20 protein-coding genes and 1 pseudogene are annotated in these 24,004 nt (G+C 40.2%); 18 read left to right on the forward strand and 3 right to left on the reverse strand.

Going from position 1 to position 24,004, the window contains the following annotated elements:
- The first annotated feature begins 182 nt into the window (after nt 1-182).
- From pnuC to ACDZ28_RS24605, 13 genes and pseudogenes are all read left to right on the forward strand, one after another.
- Nucleotides 183-863, forward strand: coding sequence for a nicotinamide riboside transporter PnuC (pnuC, locus tag ACDZ28_RS24545; RefSeq protein ID WP_375103009.1), 681 nt, complete (start codon nt 183-185; stop codon nt 861-863).
- Nucleotides 860-1,870: an AAA family ATPase gene (locus tag ACDZ28_RS24550; protein WP_375103010.1), complete on the forward strand. Its 1,011-nt coding sequence runs from the start codon at nt 860-862 to the stop codon at nt 1,868-1,870. Before pnuC ends, ACDZ28_RS24550 begins: the two co-directional genes overlap by 4 nt.
- Before the next feature lie 26 nt (nt 1,871-1,896).
- On the forward strand, nt 1,897-2,784 hold the full coding sequence (locus ACDZ28_RS24555; RefSeq protein WP_375103011.1) for an NUDIX domain-containing protein: 888 nt from the start codon (nt 1,897-1,899) through the stop codon (nt 2,782-2,784).
- 2 nt (nt 2,785-2,786) lie between these two features.
- Entirely contained in the window at nt 2,787-3,338 is a 552-nt protein-coding gene (locus tag ACDZ28_RS24560) for an NADAR family protein (protein WP_375103012.1), read from the forward strand.
- A gap of 715 nt (nt 3,339-4,053) precedes the next feature.
- On the forward strand, nt 4,054-4,731 hold the full coding sequence (locus ACDZ28_RS24565; RefSeq protein ID WP_042127936.1) for a response regulator transcription factor: 678 nt from the start codon (nt 4,054-4,056) through the stop codon (nt 4,729-4,731).
- The gene (locus tag ACDZ28_RS24570) at nt 4,728-5,735 is read left to right on the forward strand and encodes a histidine kinase dimerization/phospho-acceptor domain-containing protein (RefSeq protein WP_375103013.1); all 1,008 of its coding nucleotides are present in this window, start codon (nt 4,728-4,730) and stop codon (nt 5,733-5,735) included. Before ACDZ28_RS24565 ends, ACDZ28_RS24570 begins: the two co-directional genes overlap by 4 nt.
- Nucleotides 5,736-5,827: 92 nt before the next feature.
- Nucleotides 5,828-6,541 (forward strand): ABC transporter ATP-binding protein, encoded by a 714-nt coding sequence (locus tag ACDZ28_RS24575; protein ID WP_375103014.1) that lies wholly within the window; start codon nt 5,828-5,830, stop codon nt 6,539-6,541.
- Entirely contained in the window at nt 6,538-7,311 is a 774-nt protein-coding gene (locus ACDZ28_RS24580; RefSeq protein ID WP_375103015.1) for an ABC transporter permease, read from the forward strand. The genes ACDZ28_RS24575 and ACDZ28_RS24580 overlap by 4 nt, the downstream gene beginning before the upstream one ends.
- Nucleotides 7,308-8,075, forward strand: a complete 768-nt coding sequence (locus ACDZ28_RS24585; protein WP_375103016.1) for an ABC transporter permease — start codon at nt 7,308-7,310, stop codon at nt 8,073-8,075. Before ACDZ28_RS24580 ends, ACDZ28_RS24585 begins: the two co-directional genes overlap by 4 nt.
- Before the next feature lie 866 nt (nt 8,076-8,941).
- Nucleotides 8,942-9,445, forward strand: a complete 504-nt coding sequence (locus tag ACDZ28_RS24590) for a DinB family protein (RefSeq protein ID WP_375103017.1) — start codon at nt 8,942-8,944, stop codon at nt 9,443-9,445.
- A gap of 268 nt (nt 9,446-9,713) precedes the next feature.
- The gene (locus ACDZ28_RS24595) at nt 9,714-10,271 is read left to right on the forward strand and encodes a shikimate kinase (protein ID WP_375105411.1); all 558 of its coding nucleotides are present in this window, start codon (nt 9,714-9,716) and stop codon (nt 10,269-10,271) included.
- 232 nt (nt 10,272-10,503) lie between these two features.
- Nucleotides 10,504-12,003 (forward strand): annotated as a pseudogene (locus tag ACDZ28_RS24600) (alpha/beta hydrolase family protein).
- 199 nt (nt 12,004-12,202) lie between these two features.
- On the forward strand, nt 12,203-13,006 hold the full coding sequence (locus ACDZ28_RS24605; protein ID WP_375103018.1) for a CPBP family intramembrane glutamic endopeptidase: 804 nt from the start codon (nt 12,203-12,205) through the stop codon (nt 13,004-13,006).
- Nucleotides 13,007-13,387: 381 nt separating this feature from the next.
- On the opposite strand, the gene ACDZ28_RS24610 is transcribed toward ACDZ28_RS24605, so the two are convergent.
- Complete coding sequence (locus ACDZ28_RS24610) at nt 13,388-14,401, reverse strand: copper amine oxidase N-terminal domain-containing protein (RefSeq protein WP_375103019.1); 1,014 nt, start codon at nt 14,399-14,401, stop codon at nt 13,388-13,390.
- A 160-nt stretch (nt 14,402-14,561) separates the two neighbouring features.
- Here ACDZ28_RS24610 and ACDZ28_RS24615 point away from each other — a divergent pair, with 160 nt between their 5' ends.
- The 3 genes from ACDZ28_RS24615 (at nt 14,562) to ACDZ28_RS24625 (ending at nt 18,397) form a co-directional block, all read left to right on the forward strand.
- Nucleotides 14,562-16,943: a glycoside hydrolase family 3 N-terminal domain-containing protein gene (locus ACDZ28_RS24615; RefSeq protein WP_375103020.1), complete on the forward strand. Its 2,382-nt coding sequence runs from the start codon at nt 14,562-14,564 to the stop codon at nt 16,941-16,943.
- Between the two features lie 5 nt (nt 16,944-16,948).
- Entirely contained in the window at nt 16,949-17,092 is a 144-nt protein-coding gene (locus ACDZ28_RS24620; RefSeq protein ID WP_375103021.1) for a hypothetical protein, read from the forward strand.
- Nucleotides 17,093-17,473: 381 nt separating this feature from the next.
- Nucleotides 17,474-18,397: a hypothetical protein gene (locus ACDZ28_RS24625; protein ID WP_375103022.1), complete on the forward strand. Its 924-nt coding sequence runs from the start codon at nt 17,474-17,476 to the stop codon at nt 18,395-18,397.
- A gap of 1,213 nt (nt 18,398-19,610) precedes the next feature.
- Here the strand turns inward: ACDZ28_RS24625 and ACDZ28_RS24630 are convergent.
- Nucleotides 19,611-20,444: a copper amine oxidase N-terminal domain-containing protein gene (locus ACDZ28_RS24630; RefSeq protein WP_375103023.1), complete on the reverse strand. Its 834-nt coding sequence runs from the start codon at nt 20,442-20,444 to the stop codon at nt 19,611-19,613.
- A gap of 989 nt (nt 20,445-21,433) precedes the next feature.
- Between ACDZ28_RS24630 and ACDZ28_RS24635 the strand changes: the two genes are divergently transcribed.
- Together ACDZ28_RS24635 and ACDZ28_RS24640 are read left to right on the forward strand one after the other, a co-directional pair.
- Nucleotides 21,434-22,069: an FMN-dependent NADH-azoreductase gene (locus ACDZ28_RS24635; protein ID WP_375105412.1), complete on the forward strand. Its 636-nt coding sequence runs from the start codon at nt 21,434-21,436 to the stop codon at nt 22,067-22,069.
- Nucleotides 22,070-22,220: 151 nt separating this feature from the next.
- Nucleotides 22,221-22,757: a TetR/AcrR family transcriptional regulator gene (locus tag ACDZ28_RS24640; RefSeq protein ID WP_375103024.1), complete on the forward strand. Its 537-nt coding sequence runs from the start codon at nt 22,221-22,223 to the stop codon at nt 22,755-22,757.
- Nucleotides 22,758-23,400: 643 nt separating this feature from the next.
- Here ACDZ28_RS24640 and ACDZ28_RS24645 read toward each other — a convergent pair.
- Nucleotides 23,401-23,958, reverse strand: a complete 558-nt coding sequence (locus ACDZ28_RS24645) for a TetR/AcrR family transcriptional regulator (RefSeq protein WP_375103025.1) — start codon at nt 23,956-23,958, stop codon at nt 23,401-23,403.
- Between the last annotated feature and the right edge of the window lie 46 nt (nt 23,959-24,004).

The following is a 24,004-nucleotide window of genomic DNA, read 5'->3' on the forward strand; positions in this document are numbered from 1 at the left end:
TGATCCTAACAATCCATCATCAATAAATAAGTACCTGTCTGTGGAAATAGGAAGAAATTACTTGCCCTTCGAAGGATTATCTGTTATTTTTGATAGTAACAATATGTTATTAACAAAATGATACTAAGTGTAATTTATGTTTTTCGCTCTTTGAATGAGTGAAAAAAACGGAGGGATGCACGATGAAAAAGGTGGCAGGTGGCTGGAATCTGTTCGAAATTTCGTGGTTGGTGTTTTTCACCTCAATTGCTGTCGGGTTTACGGTGATTACAAAGGACTCTTTATTCGGATTCACGGTTTTTATTACCGGAGTGTTATGTGTGGTACTTGCGGCAAAAGGTAACTTATTGAGCTATGTTTTCGGTATGTACAATACTGTCGGTTACGCATATTTGGCCTATATTAACGGTTTGTTTGGAGAGGTAATGCTGAATCTGCTATTCTTCGTTCCTATGAATGTCATTGGATTCTACATGTGGAAAAATAACCGTCAAGAAGACGGTAAGCTGACCATGCGACAGATGGATCTAAGAGGACTGCTCCTCGTTGGGATGGTTTGTGTGATTGGCTGTTTATTACTCGGATTTGGGCTTTCGTTCATTCCGGGACAGAACTCGCCTTACATTGACGCCACTACGACGGTGCTGTCTGTTATTGCGACCTTCTTAATGGTTCGAAGATTCAAGGAACAATGGCTGGTCTATATCGTGTTAAATCTCTTTACAGTGTTGTTGTGGACGATTCGTATGCTGGAGGGTAGCGGAGAAGGCTTACTGATGATTGTGATGTGGAGCTCGTATCTGGTCAATGCAGTTTACGGGTACTATATTTGGAATAAAGGGGCGAAGGAGGTGGCGGTATGAAAACGCTTGGACTAACACTTGGAAAGTTCGCCCCGCTGCATAAAGGTCATCAGTTCATGATCGAAACGGCGCTACAAGAGGTCGATGAATTGATCGTGGTCATTTACGAAACGACGGTCACACCGATCCCGCTTCATGTCCGGGCAAACTGGATTCGCAGGCTTTATCCGAAAGTCCGGGTAATCGAAGCTTGGGACGGCCCGGACGGGTATTCGGATGTTAGGGAGCATGAGATCCGGGAAGAGCAGTATATACTCGGTCGACTAAACGGAGAGCAAGTAACGCATTTTTACTCGAGCGAGTTTTATGGCGGACATATGAGTCTCGCTTTGGGTGCGGTAGACCGGCGGGTCGATGAAGCCCGCGAGCGGGTACCGATCTCAGCGACGATGATCCGTTCCGATCCATATAAGTGCAGGGAGTTCGTAAGTGATATCGTGTACCGCGATTTGATCACAAAAGTGGTATTCGTTGGAGCGATGTCGACGGGTAAGTCGACGATCACCGAAACGCTGGCACGGAGATATTGCACGACGTTTGCGAGTGAATACGGACGCGATTATTGGACCGAGCATCAGGTGGACCGCCGAATCGGCTTGGAGGCGTTCGATGAAATCGCGGTGGGACATATCGAGCGAGAAGAACAGGCAATTCTTGCGGCGAACCGGTTTCTGTTCGTCGATACTAATGCAATTACGACGTATATGTTCGCCCTAGATTACCATGGCCGGGCCCCCGAGCTGTTAACCCGGATTGCTCTGGAGAACGCGCAACGTTATGATCTATTCTTCCTATGCGATGACGATATTCCTTACGACGATACATGGGACCGCAGCGGCGATCAGAAGCGGCATATTTTTCATAAACAGATTATGGCGGATTTAAAGGAGCGGCGGATTCCCTATATTACGCTGCGTGGGAGTCTGGAGGAACGTATACGCAAGGTAGACGAGGTACTGGCGAAGTTTGAGCCTTATGGAAACTTTTTTGGAACGTTGAACGATTAAATCAATAATAATGGAGGCGAACCCACTTGGATTTGTTGGATAAGGATGGACTTACGGAACGCGAATTTTTGGAGCAGTACAGGGCAGGGGATTACGATCGGCCTTCGGTGGCGGTAGATATGGTAATCTTCACCGTGACAGATACAGAAGCGGATAGCTATCGCAAACTGCCAGAAAAGGAGTTGCGGATCTTGCTCATTCGCCGTGGAGCTCACCCCTTTCTGGGGAAATGGGCGCTACCTGGCGGCTTTGTCCGTCAGAATGAGACGACTGAGCAGGCAGCAGTAAGGGAACTTGGCGAGGAAACCGGCGTGGAAGACGTTTATTTGGAGCAGCTGTATACGTTTAGTGATATGGGGCGTGACCCACGAACATGGGTGATAAGCTGCAGCTATATGGCTCTGATCAACAGTGACAAGTTGGAGCTTAAGGCGGGAGATGATGCAGCAGACGCCGCCTGGTTCAAGGTATCCTATAAGCCGCTGCGGGAGCAAAAAGAGCTGATTGAGGACGGATACATCAAGACGCTGGAGTGCGAGCTCAAACTAAGCAGTGAAGATGTAGAACTTTCGGCGGTCGTGGCGAGGACTATGACAGCGAAGACTACATCGACTGGCACGGATTATGAGATCGTATCGAATGACGGATTGGCTTTCGACCACGCGAAAATCATAGCATGCGCTATTGAGCGATTGCGGGGAAAAGTGAATTATACCGATATTGCACTGCACTTAATGCCGAAGTTTTTTACCCTAACGGAACTGCAGCAGGTTTATGAGGTAGTTATGGATAAAGAGCTGTTGAAGGCGGCCTTCCGACGTAAAGTGGCTGATCTTGTTGCGGAAACCGATCATTACACCGAAAATGCGGGGCATAGGCCTTCCCGCTTGTATCGGAGAAATTTGGAGGATTAACGATGATTTACAATATCGATAAGTTAAGAAAAGCATATAAGGAGGGAAAAAAGTTCAAATTCGTGTTTTTTTGGGGACATACAGCGCCTAAGAACGGGAGCGTCGACAAAAGCTGCTTCAGCCAATGGTGGATGTGCCCGTTTACGGTAGAGGGAACGCAGTACTCCTGTGCTGAGCAGTTTATGATGGCCGAGAAGGCAAGGTTGTTCAGTGATGACGAAATGCTGGATTTCATCCTTAAAGCTAAACATCCAAAGGAGATGAAGGCTTTTGGACGTGCAGTCCGAAACTTTGACAAAGACATTTGGGATAAGGAATGTTACGGGATTGTCAAAAGAGCCAGCTTGGCCAAATTTTCACAAAATCCGAAGCTTGCCGATTATCTCAACTCGACGAAGAACCGTATCCTAGTCGAGGCTAGCCCGCAGGACGGTATATGGGGGATCGGCATTGGCCAGTCCAATCCAGATGCAGAGAATCCCGTGAAATGGCGGGGCAGAAATCTGCTGGGGTTCGCGCTGACGGAAGCGCGAGATGAGTTGCTTCGACGTTAGATTTTAACAAGGGCGAGCAGAAATGGCGCTTGATTTCACTTCCAAAATAATTCATATTTCCAGGTTATTATTGAGTGATGTACATTTCGGATTTTAAAAAAATGTATGAGATCATTAACCTTCCCGTCATCTACAGAAAATGTCGATCATTATTGAAAATAAGCAGCTTATACTTGTGGAAGTCATGATTACTAGCGGAGCGGACCGAATCCGTAAACTTGTTATAATTATTAAATGAAGCCCCGGCAAATATTGCAAAAGCTTCACTCCTGCTTGATTATTATCCCCGGTAAGTTTCTCAGAAGGAATGAATAAGCAAATTCAATGGCAACGAGGTGTTGCTCCATGACTCGCCTTTAAGTGGTCGAGTATCAAGTCTTATAAAGCTAATAGGGGGTGTATACAACTCCGGAAAATAATAAAAATGGAAACTCATCATCTTGTTGGTATAAACAAATCAATCTTTTTAATTATAAAAAACACTGGTCCAAGGATGCAGTGTTTTTTTACTATGGAATTTTCTTACTTTCATCTATACTGTTCTCGAAAGAGCTCGCGGATTTCTGTAATGTTCTACGGAGTGTAAAACGACCGGCTCAATCAGTATCAGGTTGTTATTAGAATGCAAGGCGAAGCCGCTATTGAAGCTCTTGGTTATTTACCTGATTGGTTAATCTGTCTGATAGTGAACTCATTTTAGAAAGAGGGATGTTACTTGAAAAGAAAGATATTATACATTGAAGATAATGAGAAAATAGGCAGCTATCTAAAAGAAGAGTTGGAACAGCGAGGATTTTCGGTTCAGTGGCTGCTTTCTGGTGATGGAGCCGAAAAAGAAGTGAATCAGTATGGAATCGTTATTTTGGATATCATGTTACCCGGTTTGGACGGATTTACTGTGGGGAAACGATTAAAAAAGGCAGCTCCTGCTGTACCTATTTTGCTGTTAACAGCTCGAACATCGATAGATGATAAGGTAGAAGGTTTACAATTTGCCGATGACTATTTAACGAAACCATTCCATACGGATGAATTAGTTGCAAGATTAGAAGTACTAATCCGTCGAAGTGGCGGAACACATTCCGAGCGCATTTCATTAGGAAATTATATTGAAGTAGATTCAGAAGTCCAAATGGTATTTGACAAACGCACAGGAGAAGAAATTATATTAACAGGGAAGCAACATCATATTTTAATGTACTTCTTACGCCACCCTAATCAAGTTTTACCAAAAGAACAAATCTATGAAGCCATCTGGGAAGAAACATATATAACTGGTGATAAAACACTAATGGTACATATCCATCGACTGCGTCAAAAGCTGGAACGTCATCCAAATTCCCCAGAGATTATTGAAACGTTGAAGGGAATAGGCTATCGGGTGAAACTATGAAACAGACTAAATCATTATTTCGTCATTTTCTAAAAGGACATTTTCTATTTATCTTTTTGCCTCCAATTATACTTATTTTCTTATCTGCTTTCATTGAATCTCCTATTAATGGTGAAGAGCTGAAAACGTTAAATCTATTTTACGTTGTACTACTTTTGTTTGGTTTTATTATTGTCGCATTTGTTGTAATATCTTGGATTTTCTTCTTGAGACTTCGTAAACGCCTTACCCGCTTACAGGAAGTCATGTCATTTTCAGCTAATATTAATTCATTTCCTAAACCAATATTTGTTCAAAGTGATCGTATGGATGAAATAGATCAGTTAGGGAGTTCTTTTAATTGGATGATTCAGCAGCTTGAAGACAGTCGCAAGCGAGAAAATGAAGAGGAATTGTTACGACATCGACTCATAGCGAATTTATCTCACGACTTACGAACGCCACTTACCATTTTGCGAGGACATGTCACCCGATTAAATAAAGAATCAATGAGTCAAGAAGGACAAAACTCATTAACAGAGATAAATCATACGATTACAAGAGTGGGGGATCTAATGGATGATTTACTTTCCTATACATTGCTTACATCAGGTAAACATCCTTTTAAGCCCACTTCAACAGATATTGGACGTTTAGTAAGAGCATCTGTTGCTGCGTGGTATCCTGTATTTGAAGAAAAAGAAATCCAGATCGAGGTTGATTTACCGACAGAGGAGACTCTTTATTGGGAAGCAGATCCTAAATGGATGACACGGGTTCTAGATAATTTATTTCAGAATATTCTTCGTCATGCAGCAGAGGGGAAATATGTAAATATTGTGGTTGATGTAGAAAAAGAACAAATCATTATTGCAGACAGAGGTCCAGGTATGAATAACTCTTCCTATGAACGTGGGGTGGGAATTGGTTTATCGACTTCGAATTATATGTTGAAAAAAATGAAGCTGAAAGCTGACTTTACATCAAATGAAGATGGGACAAGAGTAGCTATTGGTAGAACTTAACCTAAAGTTAACCCAGAAGTAAACAGCAGGATAACCGAGATGTAACTTTGCTTATTTATAATTAGAACCATAACAGAAAGGAAGTGTTATGGTTGATTACAATTAATAACTTAGTCAAACGTCGCGGAACTGGGGAAATCTTATCAGGTATCAGTTTTAAAGCTAGACCAGGTAGAGTAACTGGTTTTTTAGGTCCAAATGGGGCAGGTAAAAGTTCTACACTTCGCATCCTGCTTGGATTAGATCGCGCCACCTCAGGGAGTGCACTAATCAATGGAAAGCCATTCGCAGAATTACATAATCCTCTAGCAACAGTAGGTGCCGCGCTTGATGGATTCGGAGCTCATCGTATGCGAACAGGACGGGCACACTTGCGTTGGATTGCTCGTGCCGCAGGATTGTCTAACTCACGTGTCGAGGAAGTTTTGGAAATAGTAGGACTAACTAATGCAGCCGGGAAAAGAGTTGGGAAGTATTCTCTTGGTATGGGGAGAAGACTGGGAATAGCAGCTGCGCTACTTGGTGATCCAAAAATATTGATTTTAGATGAACCCGTAAATGGGCTCGACCCAGAAGGAATTCGGTGGATTCGGACATTTTTACGTGAACGTGCTGAGTCTGGAAATACGGTGTTATTATCCAGTCATCTAATGGGAGAACTTGCAGAGACGGTTGATGACGTGGTGATCATTAAGCATGGAACAATCGTTGCAGATGGAACATTGGAAGAAGTTATAGCTAACCATTCCACGCTGGAGGAAGCTTTTTTTGCCCTGACATATGAAAATGCAGGTGATGTTGTATGAGAGTATTCAACGCGGAACTTTCTAAATTGTTCTCCCTGCCGGGCATTTGGCTGGCCTTTCTTATTGGAGCAATTGCCCCAGCGGTCATTGCTACCTTGGACAGTATAGCAGAAAAAGAGGAGATTATAGCTGGAGTTAGCACACGGCTATCAGAAGTTGGCTATATCGGATTAGTTATGGGTGTGCAAGGTGTCATTATTCTTGGTGTGCTTGCTGTCAGCAGTGAGTATTTGACAGAGAGTAGTGAATCTGGTGGAGGACAACAGATTACAACAAGTTTAACGGTTGTTTCATCCCGATTTCATTTTTTGCTAGCAAAAGCAGGCGCTGTGGCAGTGATCAGCGTACTGCTTTGTATTGTCGCTATTATGACAACTGTGTCAGCAACGCATCTTATTCTTGGTGAATATGCCCCTGCATTTGAATGGTCTAGACTTATCGGTGCAGTTTGTTACTGGACATTTACTGCTCTTTTAGCACTTGGGATTACTATGCTAACCAAAAATGGCATCATCCCGCTTGCTGTACTTATAATAAATTCATCCGTTGTGTCCTTTAGTGTCCTGCTTTATAGGGTTACAAAGTTGGCGTTTTACTTACCGGATAGGGCTGGCGCAGAAATGTTTATGTTTACAAGCGACACGTTCACAGACAGTTTATTCGACAGATATCACACACCCTTCACAGGCGGTTTAGTCATGTTTGCCTGGGTAGTCGCTATTTTCATTGCAGCAGCTATTGTATTCCATAGGAGGGACGTTGCATCATGAGTGTCTCATCTAGTAGAAAGATAACACAAATTCTTGGTGCTGAACTGGAGAAATTAGTTACATTACCATTGATATGGCTCACTCTTATGATTACATTTATTCTTAATTTGGCTTTAGCTGCAGCTTTTACTTCTGCTGGTCTACAAGGTACAGCAGGAACGCATAGTATACTAAATATAGGACTTGCTTCTATGGGATATCTTCAAGCAGGGTTCATTATTCTTGGTATCTTAGCTACTTGTTCGGAGTATACTGGTGGACAAATTCGAACTACTTTAACTACGATACCTTGGCGTGGGTTTCATTTATCCACGAAGCATTTGGCATTGGCGATTATAACCATTCCTGTGGCGTTTATTATTGCTGCATCAGGTGTACTCTATACTTTTATTATGATGAGAGACACAGCAGTAGTGATTGAAATAGACACAATGATAACAACATTAGTAGGTGCAACAGGCTATCTAACATTAACCACACTACTCAGTGCAGCTATAGGTGCTTTATTAAGACGAACCACTCCTGCTTTAGTGGTACTGCTTAGTTATTATTTCATTGTCAGTCCATTAACGAGAGTTTTTCTACCTACTATTAAAAATTATTTAAATTATTTTCCGGATACGGCAGGATCTTATATGTATATGCCGTCTTCCTCTGATGAAATTAGTGTCCTTACACCAATGCAAGGGACAGGTATTTCAATGTTATGGACACTAAGCTTTATTACAGTAGCTATTGTATTTTACCGTAAACGAGATGCCTAATTTTAGGTTTTATCATTTTGAAAAAATAAGGAAATGAATTTGCCCCTCTAGATAAGGATTGGCTTAAAGCGATTTATGAAGAGCGAAAGCGAAGAATTAAGTCAGGGAAGACCAAAATGAAACTAAGCCAGCGGATAAGATACACGCAGCTTTACTTGAAGAAAATAAAGATACTTATGCAATCTTTGCTGACTGGAAGGCTAATATATTACTGATTTCACAACAGATTTAGCTGAAATGGGCAATCCGGAGACAACGACTGAAGGGCGTTCCAACATGAACAATCCTATGTATTATGTTTCTGATTATTACGAATGTTAAAAGTGTTGATTTTACAACTATCTGAGAACAGCCGCATACAACAGCTGAGCGGACTGGAACAAGTATCGATAATTTTATTGCCTGGGTTAACGAGTGTTTAAATAATTAATATACGTAGCTCTAACACAAATCCTTTAACCAAACGGGTTAAGGGATTTGTGCTAATTAGTTTTAGGAACAGGAAAAATAATGATCATTTCCAATCAGTCTTAAATCGATACCCCGATTTAGATGCAGAAGACGACGAAAACTATCCTGTTGGATTTTTTATAACCGAAGAATCGTTGAGCTAAGGGGACATGATGGCTCAATAATGAAAGGGCTGCCGTGAGGTAGCCCTTTGTTCAACTTTCGGGCAGGCTAGCGTAAACAAAATGATCAAACGTATTAACCATACGTAGTTAATTACATTTCGGGATTAGCGCAATGATTTTCAGCAGCTTCGTTTGGTTAACGAGGGTAGTTTAAAGAAATGTAAATATTTACTTGCGAACTAGTGTTCGATATAATAAACTTGATTCCATTACAAAAAGGAGATGTTGGATATGTATAAACACATTAAAGATTTTGCCGCAACTTGGCAGAATGAAACGGAAGCAACAATGCGGACACTGGAGATGCTGACCGACGAGTCTCTTGGCCAACAGGTAACAAGCGATCATAGAACGCTTGGACGTGTTGCATGGCACCTTGTACAGACGTTGCACGAAATGCCATCTCGGACGGGACTGTCTTTCGAAGGACCAGGCGAAGATATGCCGGTGCCAGCTTCGGCAGCAGACATCGCGTCAGTCTATAAGAGGACCTCACAAGCGCTCCTTGATGCTATACAGTCCAGTTGGAAAGATGAGAATCTGCTTATCATGAGCGATATGTATGGTGATCAATGGCCAAACGGCTTAATGCTGGATATTCTCGTAAAGCATGAGATTCATCATCGTGGTCAGATGACAGTCCTGATGCGTCAGGCAGGCCTTCGTGTGCCGGATCTTTACGGCCCGACAAAAGAGCAGTGGGCCGAGTACGGAACGCTACCTCCAGTAATTTAGAGTAAGATTATATCCCCTTTCGCCGTATGGCTATAGTGAGATTTACAAGTGTTTTATCATAGGATTGAAAGTGGTGGCTTGAATCATAGACAAGAGGATACCATCGGACTGAAACTGTTGATCCTATTGAACTAACGGGGAACGTTAGTGGAATAGCGGTTGCTTCGGCAGCCGTTTTTTATTTGTTCAACTAACGGGCAGTTTAGTGCAATAAAACTTGATCAATTGTGGTACTATGTTTAAAATAACTTCTAAAAGTGGTGAAATCATGAAATTTGTTTTGATATTTGGTCCGCAGGCAGTAGGTAAAATGACTGTGGGGCATGAACTGGAAATGATATCTGATTTGAAATTGTTCCATAACCATATGACGATAGAATTGCTGGCTCCTTATTTTGGCTTCAGTCCTGAAATGTGGGGATTATCGAATAAATTCCGTCAGGATATATTTGAAGCGACCGCAGCCAGTAATATGTATGGAATGATATTCACATATGTATGGGGATTCGATTTGCAGAGCGATTGGGATTACGTCGATAAAATTTGTAAAATATTTGAGGATCAAGGTGCGGATGTCTATTTTATTGAGCTTGAAGCCGATCTTGAGAAGAGAATAGAGCGTAACAAGACTCCCCATAGACTTGAACATAAACCGACAAAGAGAGATATCACACGCTCTGAACAGGATCTAAAATTGACAATGGAGCAACATCGTTTGAACTCGTTAGAGGGAGAAATTAAAAAAGAAAACTATTTGAGAATAAACAATACGAAAATCAATGCTCGTGAAGTTGCTGAAATCATAAAAAATAGATTCGCTTTATAACGATTCTTGTTTAACTAACGGGAACGATAGTTCAATCAATACACAAAGGCAGCCGGCCAAATGATCGGCTGCCTTTTCATTAAGCAAATGAGCAGTTTACAGTAACGAGACTGATACATTTTGGATTCAGAAAGCGTCTTTATACTGAAGCAGCAAAAGGAGGGGGGGAGGCTAGCCAGGCAGGAAAGATTGGAACAAATGAAGATGAAAGCTTTCTTAAAGGAGACTTGAGATGAGATTGTTTGAATTATTGCTATATTTGTCAAACATCAGTTTGTTTGTACTAACAGTTGTATTAAAAAAAGGGCAGCGTATAATTCCACTATGCGTTGCAAGCGGGATCGCCGCAGTTTTTCTGGTCATTCATTGGACGGTGGAAGGATACAGAGTTCAGCTGTTTTTCCCATATTGCATAACGGTCATTTTTTTAGCCATTTCAGGTTATAGTTATTTTAAAAAAAGCAGTTTCCAAAAAATCCCTCGATTCCTGTTGGGTTCAGCTTATACCGCTATAGCGATCATGCTGGTCGGAACAGCGGTCCTCATGTATGCTTTTCCTGTATTTAAACTCCCTGAACTGTCAGGCAAATTCAAGGTAGGAACGCAAACGTTTCATTTTGTGGATACCAATAGAGAAGAGATTTTTGATAAAGCAAGAGATGGTAAAAGAGAGTTAATGGTTCAGGTATGGTATCCGAGTCAAGCTGGAAGTGGCAAGCGAACTTCTTTTATTCCCGATACTCGGATTTTAAGTTATATGGCCGCGAACTATGGTCTTCCCGGGTTTACTTTTCAACACCTGAAGTACGTATCCAGTCATGCATATTCGGAGGTGGCAATCTCTACGGCACAGACTTCATACCCACTGATCCTTGCGAATCCCGGCAACGGTTCTTCCAGGTTCCTCCACACGTCGCAAGCCGAATATCTCGCGAGTCACGGATATATCGTGGCAATGATCGACCACACCTACAACACATTTGCAACCGAGTTTCCGGACGGTCGAATCACGACCAGCACAACCAACGACTTATTCTCGCCTGACCATGATTATCGGACGGAAAGCAGAAATCGCGACAAGTTAGGGAAAGTTTTAACCGACGATGTGGTGTTTGTGCTGGACCAATTCGAGCTTATCCAATCGGGGCAGATTCCAAGTCATTTAAAAGGCTGGATTGATCTCGACCATGTCGGGGTGTTCGGTCATTCTATCGGCGGAGCAACGGCTTATGACGCTGCTTACGATCCGCGAATCGCGGTTGGCATAGACCTGGATGGAGGGCTTTATCGTCTGCGTGAAAGAGAGGGTCTGCGAAAACCGTTTTTGTTCCTCAACTCGGAAAGCTATTTCGAAAAAATAAAAATGGTGATGGATAACCGGGTTTACACGGATGCAGAAATTAACCGTATGGGCTCAACCAGAGAGTGAGAGAATCAAGTAACGGAAGATAAAAAGTTGGAGCTTGAACGGATGCGCAAAACGGTCGACGAAGGGGGACAAGTCCTCTATATCGAAAATACGGAGCATTTGAATTTTACCGACGTACAGTTCATTTCTCCGATTTTCAAAATGCTGGGCATTACAGGAAAGATTGAGCCCAATAGAGCGGACTCCATTACCAATACCTATATGCTGAATTTCTTCGATATGTATCTGAAAAATCAAGACGGAATCTTAATGAAAGGACCAGATAGCCGCTTTCCGGAGGTGAAGTTCGTAACTTCGCTATAAATTATGGAGCAGGCTAATAAGCTTGCAGTTATTTAGACTGAAGCAACACCCTTGCGCTTACGGGGAGCGATCGATCAATCCATACACGATGGCAGCCGTCTAGATGATCGGCTGCCTTTTTATTCAAACCTTAGGTGATAAAAATCAAAGCCATCTATTTCAATTTAATGTATATTTTAAAACGTGAGGTGAAGAAATTGTGACAGACAACAAAATTATAGTACAATTTACAATGCTGACATTTTGTATAGCCTATCTTGTGTCAGGTGCAATGATTGTTCTTGGGCAATTCGGATTCTCGGTACACTCTTCGGTTCAAGAATCGTTACAGCACTTAGGGATGAGTATTCCTTTTGCAATCTATATTTTGTCGCCCGCTATTACTTCATTTATCGTTCTGAAGAAAAATAACAAAATAACAAATTTTAAGGAATGGTTGAAAACTGTTTTTTACGCCAAAAATAACATATCTCTTTATTTGTTCGTTCTTGTAGGGCTTGCGTTGTATTTTTTGATACATCTTGCAGTATCGGGTCGCACCGAAATGGTACTTCCATTTTATATGTTCTTCCTTGCCCTGCCTGGCAATCTTATTATCGGTGGCTTGGAGGAAGCTGGTTGGATGTACATATTGCAACCTGGTCTTAACAGAAAATATGGGTTTGTTTTATCTTCCATTTATATTGGAATTATTTGGATTATGTGGCATATCCCTCTCTTCTTTATTCCAGGGACGGGTCACTATAATGGCCTCATTGACTTTTGGATGTTTGCAGTACAAATCATTGCGTTTCGGTTTTTATACGGGGCAATCTACAAAATATCAGGCAAAGGCCGTGTGTTTATGTGCGTATTATGCCACACTATATTCAATGCAGCGAGCTACACCTTTGGCATTCCCCCTACGACTTGGGCAGGAACCATTGCCGCAAATTCTGTGATTGTTCTTGTTTCAATTGTAACCGTTGTGATATACGACAAAATGAACAGACGAATAGTATAAGCAATTTTATCGATAATGGACAAGAACATAGTCTCATTACCGATTAGTTAGTTATTAAATCATATTTCGGTGGTAAGGTTGTAGCAGTTATCTAATGTGTCCAAGAACTGATATAAGAATATTAATAAAGATGTGCTTTAAGCATGTCTTTTTTTGTTCCAATACTTATTATGTTGAAAAGAAATTAGGGGATAGAGACATAGTTATGTTTTTACTCATAAATACATAAGAAAGCATAGGCGAATGCGATTTCATATGTACAGAACACAGGTTTAGAGAACGTAATAAAATAGAAATGAAAGAAGGCTCAAATAATTTTGAGCCCTCTTTCATATTTCTTAAAAGCACTGTTAAAAATAAGTGCGATTTTTATTGTCAAACTCAATAAATATATTCCCAAGAATACGATCTATACGGAGATGGTGTGACATAAAGAGAAGAGTCCTTTTTAACAAATGTGATATAAGCTTCACCCTTCTCTGAAGACGATGCCCATTTGTACTCCTCTCGAAGAGTACCTTTACCTGATAATACTCCAGGACCACCAAATATTTTGACTACTTCATCATAGGTCATACCTTCTTTAATAGTAGCAGTACTTTCGACTGTAACATCTGGGTAGCTTAAAATGGGTAGATCCTTTCCCTTATATATTATCATATTTAGATAATTGATTTGAATGGGCCCGGATATTATGATTTCATTGAAGCCATCACGGAAAGCTTCGGGAGCTCCGAACAAGTCAACACTAGGTTTTCTAGCAAAAAGATAATCAAGATCGATGGAGTTGAAATGATCCGCTTCGAGAGCTAGGAATTTTTCATAATTGACTGTAGGTTTACCAAAATCTTTCACCTTACGCAATTCTTTATCATAAACCTCCTTTTTAAAATCAGATGGGATTAAGTTCACGCCTAAACTAGAAATATATATATCTTTGTTCTGGTAATCAAAGCGGACATCTATACCAAGCAATTCACCTATAAATCTTAAGGGGACAACAGTTCTTCCATTAACAATCTTACTATTTACATCTGATTGAATATGTACTATATATTTTTGATTATATTTATTCAAATAAGAGCTGGGAGTTTTAGTAGCCGTTTTTTGGCCAATAGCTAAGGTAACCGTGTAGTTCATATTATCGATAGAGTAAACAATAGTAACTACTTTCTTTTTCGGATCCCATTTTACATCATTACCTAAGTATTCAGATATAAATCGAAGTGGCACAAGGGTGCGGCCATTTTCTATTATAGGTTTCTGATCCAATTCTATTTTTTTAGTATTTACAAAAATTTTATTAGCAGCAGTAGCGGTAGCCGTATTATAAGCTGCAAAAAATAGAGTTGTCGTAATAAAAGCTATTAAAATAAAGTTTATTTTTTTATACATTTTTCCGTTCTCCTTCACAATAATATACTAGTCAAAAATGTGAGTATTTTATAAATCATATCAATTTTTAGTTAATTGAACAAACATAAGTGAATTCCATCTGTTGAGGCATCCGCATTGTTCTAATCATGTAGAGGGCAACCCGAAGGGGATGGTGCTGATGGGGAAATTAGGATTAACGCAACAATTGGTACTTCGGAAGCGTCTATTCAACATGCATATAACAGCTACAGAGGTGGAACAGATGAATTTGAAAATGATGACGATTTTCGGTGCCGTTATCGGTTCAATGCTTGTTTGGGCAGGAAGTGCGGCTGCGGAAGAACAGTTTACCGATTTGCAGCATTCGAAGTGGGCAGAAGACAGCATTAACTATTTGTCTAAAAGGGGAACAGTTGCCGGATATGGCAATGGGATGTTTATCCCCGAGAAGCATGTAACAAGAGCGCAAGCAGTAACTTTCATAGTTCGGGAGCTTTATCCTCAACAGTTGCAATTTGCAACCGAAGGAACAAATTATTTAGATGTTCCAATAACACACCCTTTTTATCGTGAAATCGCCATTGCGAAAAAAAACGGGCTGGCCAGTGGATTTCCTGACGGCACCTTTCATCCGGATACAGTGATGAGCCGAGCAGAGACCGCTGCCTTCCTTACACGCGCATATTCACTTGTAACAGGGAAGCAACCAGCAAGTTTGAAGGATACGGAGAATCATTGGGCAGCAGCACCAATACTCATTATGAGCTCTAACGGATTGATCGGTGGATATACGGATGGCACCTATCGGCCGGATCGACCTGTCACTCGGGCTGAGTTTACCGTGTTTATGACCCGGGTGATTCGATTTGAACGTGAAGCAGCTATTCAGGACCACGATTGGGATAAGCTGATATCTTATATGACCCTCAGTGAGCAAGTCGGCCAAATGCTCATGCCTGATATTAGGCAATGGAATGGTCAAGTGACAACGACCGTCAATGAAGGAATTAAACGCAGCATTCACGATCAGGACTTGGGCGGACTAATTCTGTTTGACAAAAATATTGAAGACGTACGGCAGGTTACAACACTAACACATAATCTGCAAATGGAAGCAGGTGACATTCCTCTGTTTCTCGGCATCGACCAAGAAGGAGGCGATGTTAAGCGAATCCCCGGCGGGACGAATCTGCCAGGTCAAATGGCACTTGGTGCAACCGGTGACACGGCACTGGCTGAAGCGGCAGGAAGTCTGACCGGGGAAGAGCTGAGGGTGCTCGGGCTGAAGGTCAATTTTGCCCCGGTGCTCGACATTAACAGCAATCCAGACAACCCGATCATCGGGATACGTTCGTTTAGCTCGGATGCGGACTTGGTAGCACGGCTTGGGAACGCAACAATAAAAGGGCTGCGTCAATCTGGAGTCATTGCGGCAGTTAAACATTTTCCGGGGCATGGTGACACGACTGTAGACTCCCATCTGGGAATGCCGGTGTTGACACATAACCGCGAACGACTTGATGCGGTCGAACTGAAACCGTTTCGCGCCTCGATTGAGAACGGGGTGGAGATGATCATGACCGCGCATATTGCATTCCCCGCAGTAGATAACGAGCACATTATTTCGCTTAAGGACGGAAGCAGCGTGCCGATCCCTGCCACGTTATCTAAAAAGGTGCTGACCGGACTGCTTCGGGGGGAGCTTGGTTATAAAGGCGTTATCATTTCTGATGCCTTTACCATGAATGCGATAGCGGAGCATTTTGGGAAGAATAAAGCAGTGGAACGTGCGATCTCCGCAGGTGTCGATATCATCCTTATGCCGCAAGATCCAGCAGCTGCACATCAAACTCTGATTAACGCGGTGAAGAGTGGGACGATCCCGGAAGAAACCATCCATAATTCAGTGAAACGAATATTAGAGCTTAAATCAAAATATGGTTTTTTTGACCGCAGCGAAAGCCTTACGCATAAGTTGAGCACACTTAACGATGTCATCGGATCCGAGGAGCATCGCACGGTGGAGCGGAAAATTGCAGAACGAGCGGTCACATTATTGGCTAGCCGTGACGGTGCGCTTCCGGATCAAATCCGTCAAGGAGACCGGGTTGTTATTGTCGCAGCCGAGCAGGAGCAAGCCAAGAAGCTTGAGAGACAGTTGATGCAAGCCGCCAGCAACCTATCGCTTAAGACGGAGACTTCTGTTATCGGTCAAGGAAAAACGACGGAGGCGCTTAAAGCTATAGATAAGGCGGATTACGTCATCCTGGCCACTTACCAGTTCCGTAACGTGGCCAGTCAGTTTGGATGGACCGATGTTCAAACGTTGATCAAAGAGATGAACGAGCGTAATAAGCGATACACGCTTTTATCGCTTGGTAACCCGTATGAGACGATCTTTTTGCAGAACGTGCGCTCAGGACTTGCGGTTTACGGAAAGCAGGAACCCAATACAACCGCCGGGATCAAAGTGCTGCTCGGCCAATTGAAAGCCGAAGGCGTACTGCCAGTGACAATGGATAAAAGTAGGATTCCGGTACCGTTGACTACTTGGCGGTGAGAGAGGTGGTAAAGGGGGTAAGCGGCTATGTGTTTGCACCTGAGGCCCAGGTGAAGCGGGCTGACTTTCTGTACAATATCATGAAGCAGTTGAACCGGCTGCCGGGTCAGAGCTACGACAGCTTCAAAGATGTCAGTGTGGAAGCCTGATATGCCCGGACAGCAATGAAACAGTTTAGTTTGTAGAAGTGAGAATACATACGGGCTTGGGTAAGGAGCTGAGCCCAAGGGCGGCCGCACCCGGGAAGAGGCAGCACAGATTGTATATAATTGCATTAAATAATAAGCCGAAAAGCCGTCCGCCAGGAATCTGCTGGCGGACGGCTATTTGTGTGAGTGGATCAGAATAGACCCGGACGTAAAACCAATCCTTTTATGAGTATGACAATGCCGGAAACCGGACGAAGATGACTGCCTCTATTCCATTTATGGAACGAATCAATTAAAGAGGGTGCCCCGAGACGAGAAGCAAACCCAAAAAACATAGGACAATTTTTCCTGCTAAGTTATATAATATAAGAGGAAAGTAATATGCTGCTTTTGCAACCTGCGACCTATTCATTAAATGTCTTAGCAAAATTGGTAGATGCTTTACTATTAATAATTAAGCGGGGAGAAGGCTATATGAAACGAAAGAGTTGGATTTATTCGCTAATGCTAGCAATTATAGTATCGGTTGTATTCGGGGTTGGCAGTATTTATGCGGCTGCACAGAACATCACCGACATTGTCAAAGTGACCAAACCTGCTGAGATAAAAGTTGGGGAGTGGAAATCATACGAAATAGCCATCACTGACTGGACCGATGCAGACGTTACGGAACATGACTTCACTCCAATCTCTTCAGATGAGAATGTTGTCAAGGTCGTACGAAAAACGCAATGGGTTTCTGAACTTCATGCAATAAATAAAGGGAATGCTACCTTAACTGTCAATATTGGAGAAAAGTTTGAACCTTATGTATTCACTGTTCAAGTGGTGGATGAATATACAGTCATTCCTGAACCAACTAAGCCGGTAGTTATAAAGGAACCTACACACGAAGAAATTATGTTACAGGATCTTGAAGATTACATTGAGCAGTTGCAGCCATTAGGAAGCTATGAAAAGAAAGCCATAACTACGTTAAATCAAAATAGACTCCTGAACGATTCAACAAGAAAAACACTCTTTCTTACTTTAAACAATACTGTATTGCCCAATTATACTAAATTTGTATCCGGGTTGAAAAACCTCAAAGCTAATAATGTAGAGTTGAAAGAAATACATACCTACTTTCTGGCAGGAGCAAAACTCCAGTTGGAAGGTTTCACTATAATGCGGGACAGCTTGAAGACGACCAAAATAAATTGGTCCAAATTCAATGCAGGTGAAAAGAAGAAGGCAGAAGGAATTAAGCAATTGAACAAATCCGAAATGCTTCTTGACAAGTATGCAATTAAATATGTCAAATAAATAAAATATTAAACAGAACCCTTAAAGTGCTTTAAGTTAAGGGTTCTGTTATTTTTTTGAGGGGCCTGTGCCAAATATATAGACCATTAAGGCATGCCGGCAGGGAGCTGGGGCACGAATGCTTCAATTCTCACAACAGCACAAAAACTAACTTCAAAATGGCTTTTAAATACCAAGAGGTTAAGGGTAAGAGCGCTGAAAGTATAAACTTTAAGATGTATTATGAGAATACAATCAACACAAGAATCACTGAATATCAATGCCCCAATCATAGCTTAAGAAAAAAGAAAGCTATTTCAAAATTGAAATTCTATGTACCAGCACGGATATCCATTGATTATCCCCAAAATTATGAACTGATTAATCGTATAGAAGAACAACTGATTCGTATTTCAAACTAATTAACGACGAATGGGTACCAGAAATAATAGGTGACTGGGACTTACCTTACCGTATTTATAACGCTGGAGATTATGCCCCGCAAATCAAGTATTCAATCAACAGAGCAATCAGCAAAAATTGAATGGCTACAATCAAATTATGATCAAAACAACAAAGATCGTATGAACTTGGGGTAAAATCAATAGATGCTCTTATTAAGGAATAGAAGACAGTCTCCTACAATACTATTTCTAAAAAATCCAAAGTTCTCGATCCAGATGGTAGAGGTATTCATCCTAATACTATTCTCAATAATCAAAAGCTTATGAATACTACAAAGCCCACAGTAAGAAAAAAGTGGTTGTTCAAAGAAGAACACATCATCCTCTGAATGATGAAGAGGTAATCGATTAGAAAGTGTAAGAAAAAGATATATGCGAAAAACAAAAACAGATTTAATTGATCATCTATTAAAATGTCAAGTATACATTGCACGGAACAATGAGATGTGGTTAAAGAACGAATTTGAGCAATTCACCTAAAGTTTATATACTTTAACATGAAAAGCGTTTTAAGAGGTTTCTAAAGACATTTACTTGTTTATCTGTGTTACTGAGTGAAGTGCAGACAGAAGCCCCTTAAAATAGAATTCAATAGCTCTGAGGACGTTTGTGAAGTTTATGAACCAAATAACATTATATTATTCCTTAGTTTAGTTGGATTCATGTTCTTGGTAAGTATTTTGATGAAAGCGCTTCAGCAGTGCCAAACAAAAAAAGAGCTAACGGAGAGTTAACTCTTGACCTTCTTATATCTTTATAGAACTCTCATCTTAAAGTTCTTTGGATTGAACTGAATCATTCAGAAATGCTTTATCAATAGCATTATAAATTGATTTCTCAGCATTCTTATTGAACAAATACCAGTGATCTGTAGTATTATCGTGAATTAAGGGACTTGGGAAATCTGCTTTTTGTTCAACTGTTGGGGTGAAGGTTAGACCATAGATGGACCATTCATGCACTTTATTTCCTTTGCTATCATTAAAAATCAAATGATTCGACTGTAAATAATCTGTACTAGGTAATTCTGAATAATAAGCAGGAGCATTCACGGTTTCTCCTAGGTTGTTTGTAATTGCATCATAAATTGCTTTTATATTCACATTACCGCTTATTTGCTGCTGGGTTGTGCCAATGATCATACGAGTTTCACGTATCACTGACGCAATTTTAATATTATCGATAACTACAGGTGCTGTTTCAATAGACACTGTGGATTTGCTATAGCCTACTTTACAACCAAATGCTTCAGCAATAAAACGGATAGGTACAAATACGCGATTATTTTTAAGGTAAGGTTTGGCATCAAGTTTAATGTTAGAAGAATCTTTTTGTGCAGTCGTACTATTCAAATGTAATACAATTTTAGTGCTATCTTTTATAATTGAAACTTCTGACTTGGACCAAATTACTGTAGCACCTAAATTTTCGCTAATAACACGAAGTGGCACCATAGTGCGGTAATTGACCGTCTCAGGTTGTACATCCGAAACAATGGTTTGGTTATCCACTTTTATTGAGGGATTTGCAAAAGCAGCATATGATGGGTGAGATGAGATTAGCAGGCTTGTAGCAAGCGTAGCTCCAATTATTAATTTTTTCATAATTGAGTGTTCCTCCATAATATTGCTAAATATTGGAATATTATAACATGCTGTTACACTAATGTGAATTTTTATTTCGTGTTTCTTTGGTTGTTATTTTAACTAATTGCATGAGATCAAATCATTCAGAATGAGTAGGAGATCGATCTGTTCATACTCTAAATTGACAATGAAATGTGCTATAAGTGAATTGAAGATACCTGATAAAATCTCAGATATTTAATAAATGTACGATAAAGATAAATAGATTGCTGATAAACTAATGTGGCTAAAAATATTCAGTCTTAGAAGTTTATAGCCCTAAGTAAACCATCGCAAATATATACATTCAAGTAATAATTTCAGATGGATTTATACTGATTTATACTAACTAGATAAAGTGGGGACACAAAAATATCTTGTTACACAATATATATATTGTGTAACAAGATGTCGAGGTACAATAACATGCTCCCTTTGAAAGTCGCTATTTTAGCGGCTTTTTTATTTATCGGTACAAGTTCTTGTCCCGAGCCGAGGACAAGAACTTGTACCCATTGCCATAAAGGACAAGAACATAGTCCGATTACCAATTAGAAAAGTATTTAGCTACATTTACTGCTCTAGTTCATTAAGCTAACGGAGCAGGTTAGCTTAACAATTCATATATTCAAATCGTTGAACGCTAAGGGTTTCGAGACCATGTTTTTGAATGACGACAAAAAGGTCGAGAAAACATGAAATCACAAAAAGATGTGCAGCCAATTCGGAACCAGCTGCACTTAGCCAATATGAAACGGGCCTGCGTGTCAGGGATTATCTCTAATCTGTATTTTTATGACAGGACACCGAATTGAACATTATTCTGATTATTCATTTTATAGTCAATACCAGCTGAATGTTGGATTTGCAACAATTCGATAAAATTGATGGTTTGTTTAGTAGATTAATCGTTTTATACTAACTTTAACAACAGTTGTTGTAAACTTAAAAGAATAGAGGAGATTATTATCACTAAGGTATTATTTATTACAGCAAACCCCAATGACGAAAATCGTTCGTTTAGTATGGCAGTAGGAAAGGCATTTATTGAAACATATAAAGAAACAAATCCAACGGATGAAATCGTGACCTTAGATTTATTCAAGGAAGATATTCCAAATATAGATGCAGATGTTTTCAGTGGTTGGGAAAAGCTTCGTGCAGGACAGCAAATAGACGCTCTTTCAACTGAGGAATTAGCGAAAGTTGGTCGCCTAAACGAAATTCTCGATCAATTTATGTCAACGGATAAAATGATATTCGTAACGCCGATGTGGAACTTCTCATTCCCATCCGTTGTGAAAGCATATATTGATGCCGTAGCTGTACCTGGTAAGACGTTCAGATATACGGAGACTGGTGCAATAGGCTTACTTCATGGTAAGAAAGTGCTTCACATTCAAGCTCGCGGTGATTTTTATTCAGAAGGTCATTTAGCAGATGAAGAGCTAGGCGATCGGTATTTAAAACATATTATGAACTTCATGGGTATTACTGAATATGAAGGTTTATTTATTGAAGGTCATGCTAAAATGCCAAATAAAGCTGAGGAAATTAAAGCAGCAGGCATCGAGGGTGCAAAGCAATTAGCACGAAACTTTTAATCGTTTATTATCTTTATATTGCAATTCGTGATCCATACAAAATGGGTCATGAATTGCTTATTTTTTTTTGAAAATCTTCTGTTATAATTAAGTCATTCATTTAATCTAACAAGTGTTGAAAAATAATAGTGTATAGAGAAGGTAAGTACGAATGAAAAAACAAGATCCACGGATTCAACGGACAAGAAAAAATATCATGAATGGTTTTATGAGACTGATCAGAGAAAAAGACTTTAGTGATATTACCATTGGTGATATTACACAAGAAGCAGAGATTAACCGTTCAACGTTTTACTATCATTTTCTGGATAAATACGATTTAATCAATGTGATTCAAAAAGAAGTTCTTACGAAAGAAATTTTCAAAGAGGTAGCATTACAAGAAGTCATCGATGAACAAACGATTATTATGTCCCTACAAGCTATTATGGGTTCTCAAATAAATTTATCCCTACAATGTCAACATGCTCTTGAAGAATTTAAATCGATAATGGACTATGAAATTAAACAACGATTGACGGAAACTCTGCAAGCTTTATTAGATAAAGAGCATGGTGAGAAAGAAGAACATTATTTACTTGCTACATTTTGGAGTTGGGGCATTTATGGGGTTGCAATGGCATGTGTAGAGGGAAAAGAAACTTTGCATACGGCGGTTAACCGTTTGACAAATATCATTTTAGGCTAGTATATAGTAATTTATTCTATATACTTTTTTTTATCAAATTTTAAACAGACGTTTCAGGGAAATCCATTGATATCTGTAGCGTCAAGAATTAGGTGTGAATGAAAATAACTTTGTCTTGAAGAGGATGGTGCTAGACATAGTTTGTAAAAAGTTGTCACAGGACAAGAACTTAGTCCTTTAAGAAACTGCGCCCCGCGCGGTTTTTCTAATTTAAGGGATCAAGTTCTTGTCCTTTTCTTTGGACAAGAACTTGATCCCTTTGCCGATAAAGATATTCACCTATATACTAACCAAGGTTAAATTGAGGCGTCAGATCGCCTGGAACAATTCATACTTACGGATTATCGTTGGAATTCGCTAATGAAAAAACACATGATTATCTCAGTACATTAGTAACTGCTAATGAATACTGGATAGACCTGAAGGGATTCTACCAAGCACATCTCCATAGAAAACGATTAACCTTTGGAATTGTCCGTCAGTGTGAGAACAACATTTACGATGTAATAAGGAATGAGGGCCTGCTCGATAATTGATAGATGAGACGTACAAGTTTATGTCTAATGTTTTTCAGATGTAAAATCGTTCAATTTTCATATGGTTCTCTTTGGAGTATTGAAGACTTTCTCTATTGCTGGAAAAGTTACTTCAACGCAGTTATTGCTCTCCTAGTTATTGAGTTTACGATTGAGCTTATTACCTGCGTGCTTTCCAGCATGCCGGAATTTACCCAATCTTGGATGACAGCCAGACTTCCGTGTGCAATATAAGTGTAGATTAAGTGAAGTTGTTTATCATTAGCCTCAGGATACTGCTTCTTCAATTCACTGAAGGTAGACTTTTGTCCAATGTCAGCAATTCGTTTCAGAAACATCTTATCTCCATTTTCCGAGAGGAGAATTTTGTACAACTCGACATTTTTGTTGACTAGAGATAATACCTCTTCTGCAACATTATTAATATTGCTTTTATTCGGGGAACTTAAAGCCACTTCAAACTCATTGTACATTTCCATTTGGATTTGCTCCAACAAATCATAGGCATCTCTGTAATGACTATAAAATGTTGCACGGTTAATCATTGCCAACTCGCAAATTTCCTTGACGGTTATATTTCTTATAGGTTTTTCAATGAGTAAATCCAATATTGCTTTTTTAATCATCATTTTAGTATATCTTACTCTTGCATCTAATTTCATCATGATACCTCTCACGAGCTTATTTTGAATATTTATGAAGCTAATTTTA

The sequence above is a fragment of the Paenibacillus sp. RS8 genome (assembly GCF_041956825.1).
In the GTDB taxonomy this organism is placed as follows: domain Bacteria; phylum Bacillota; class Bacilli; order Paenibacillales; family Paenibacillaceae; genus Paenibacillus_AQ.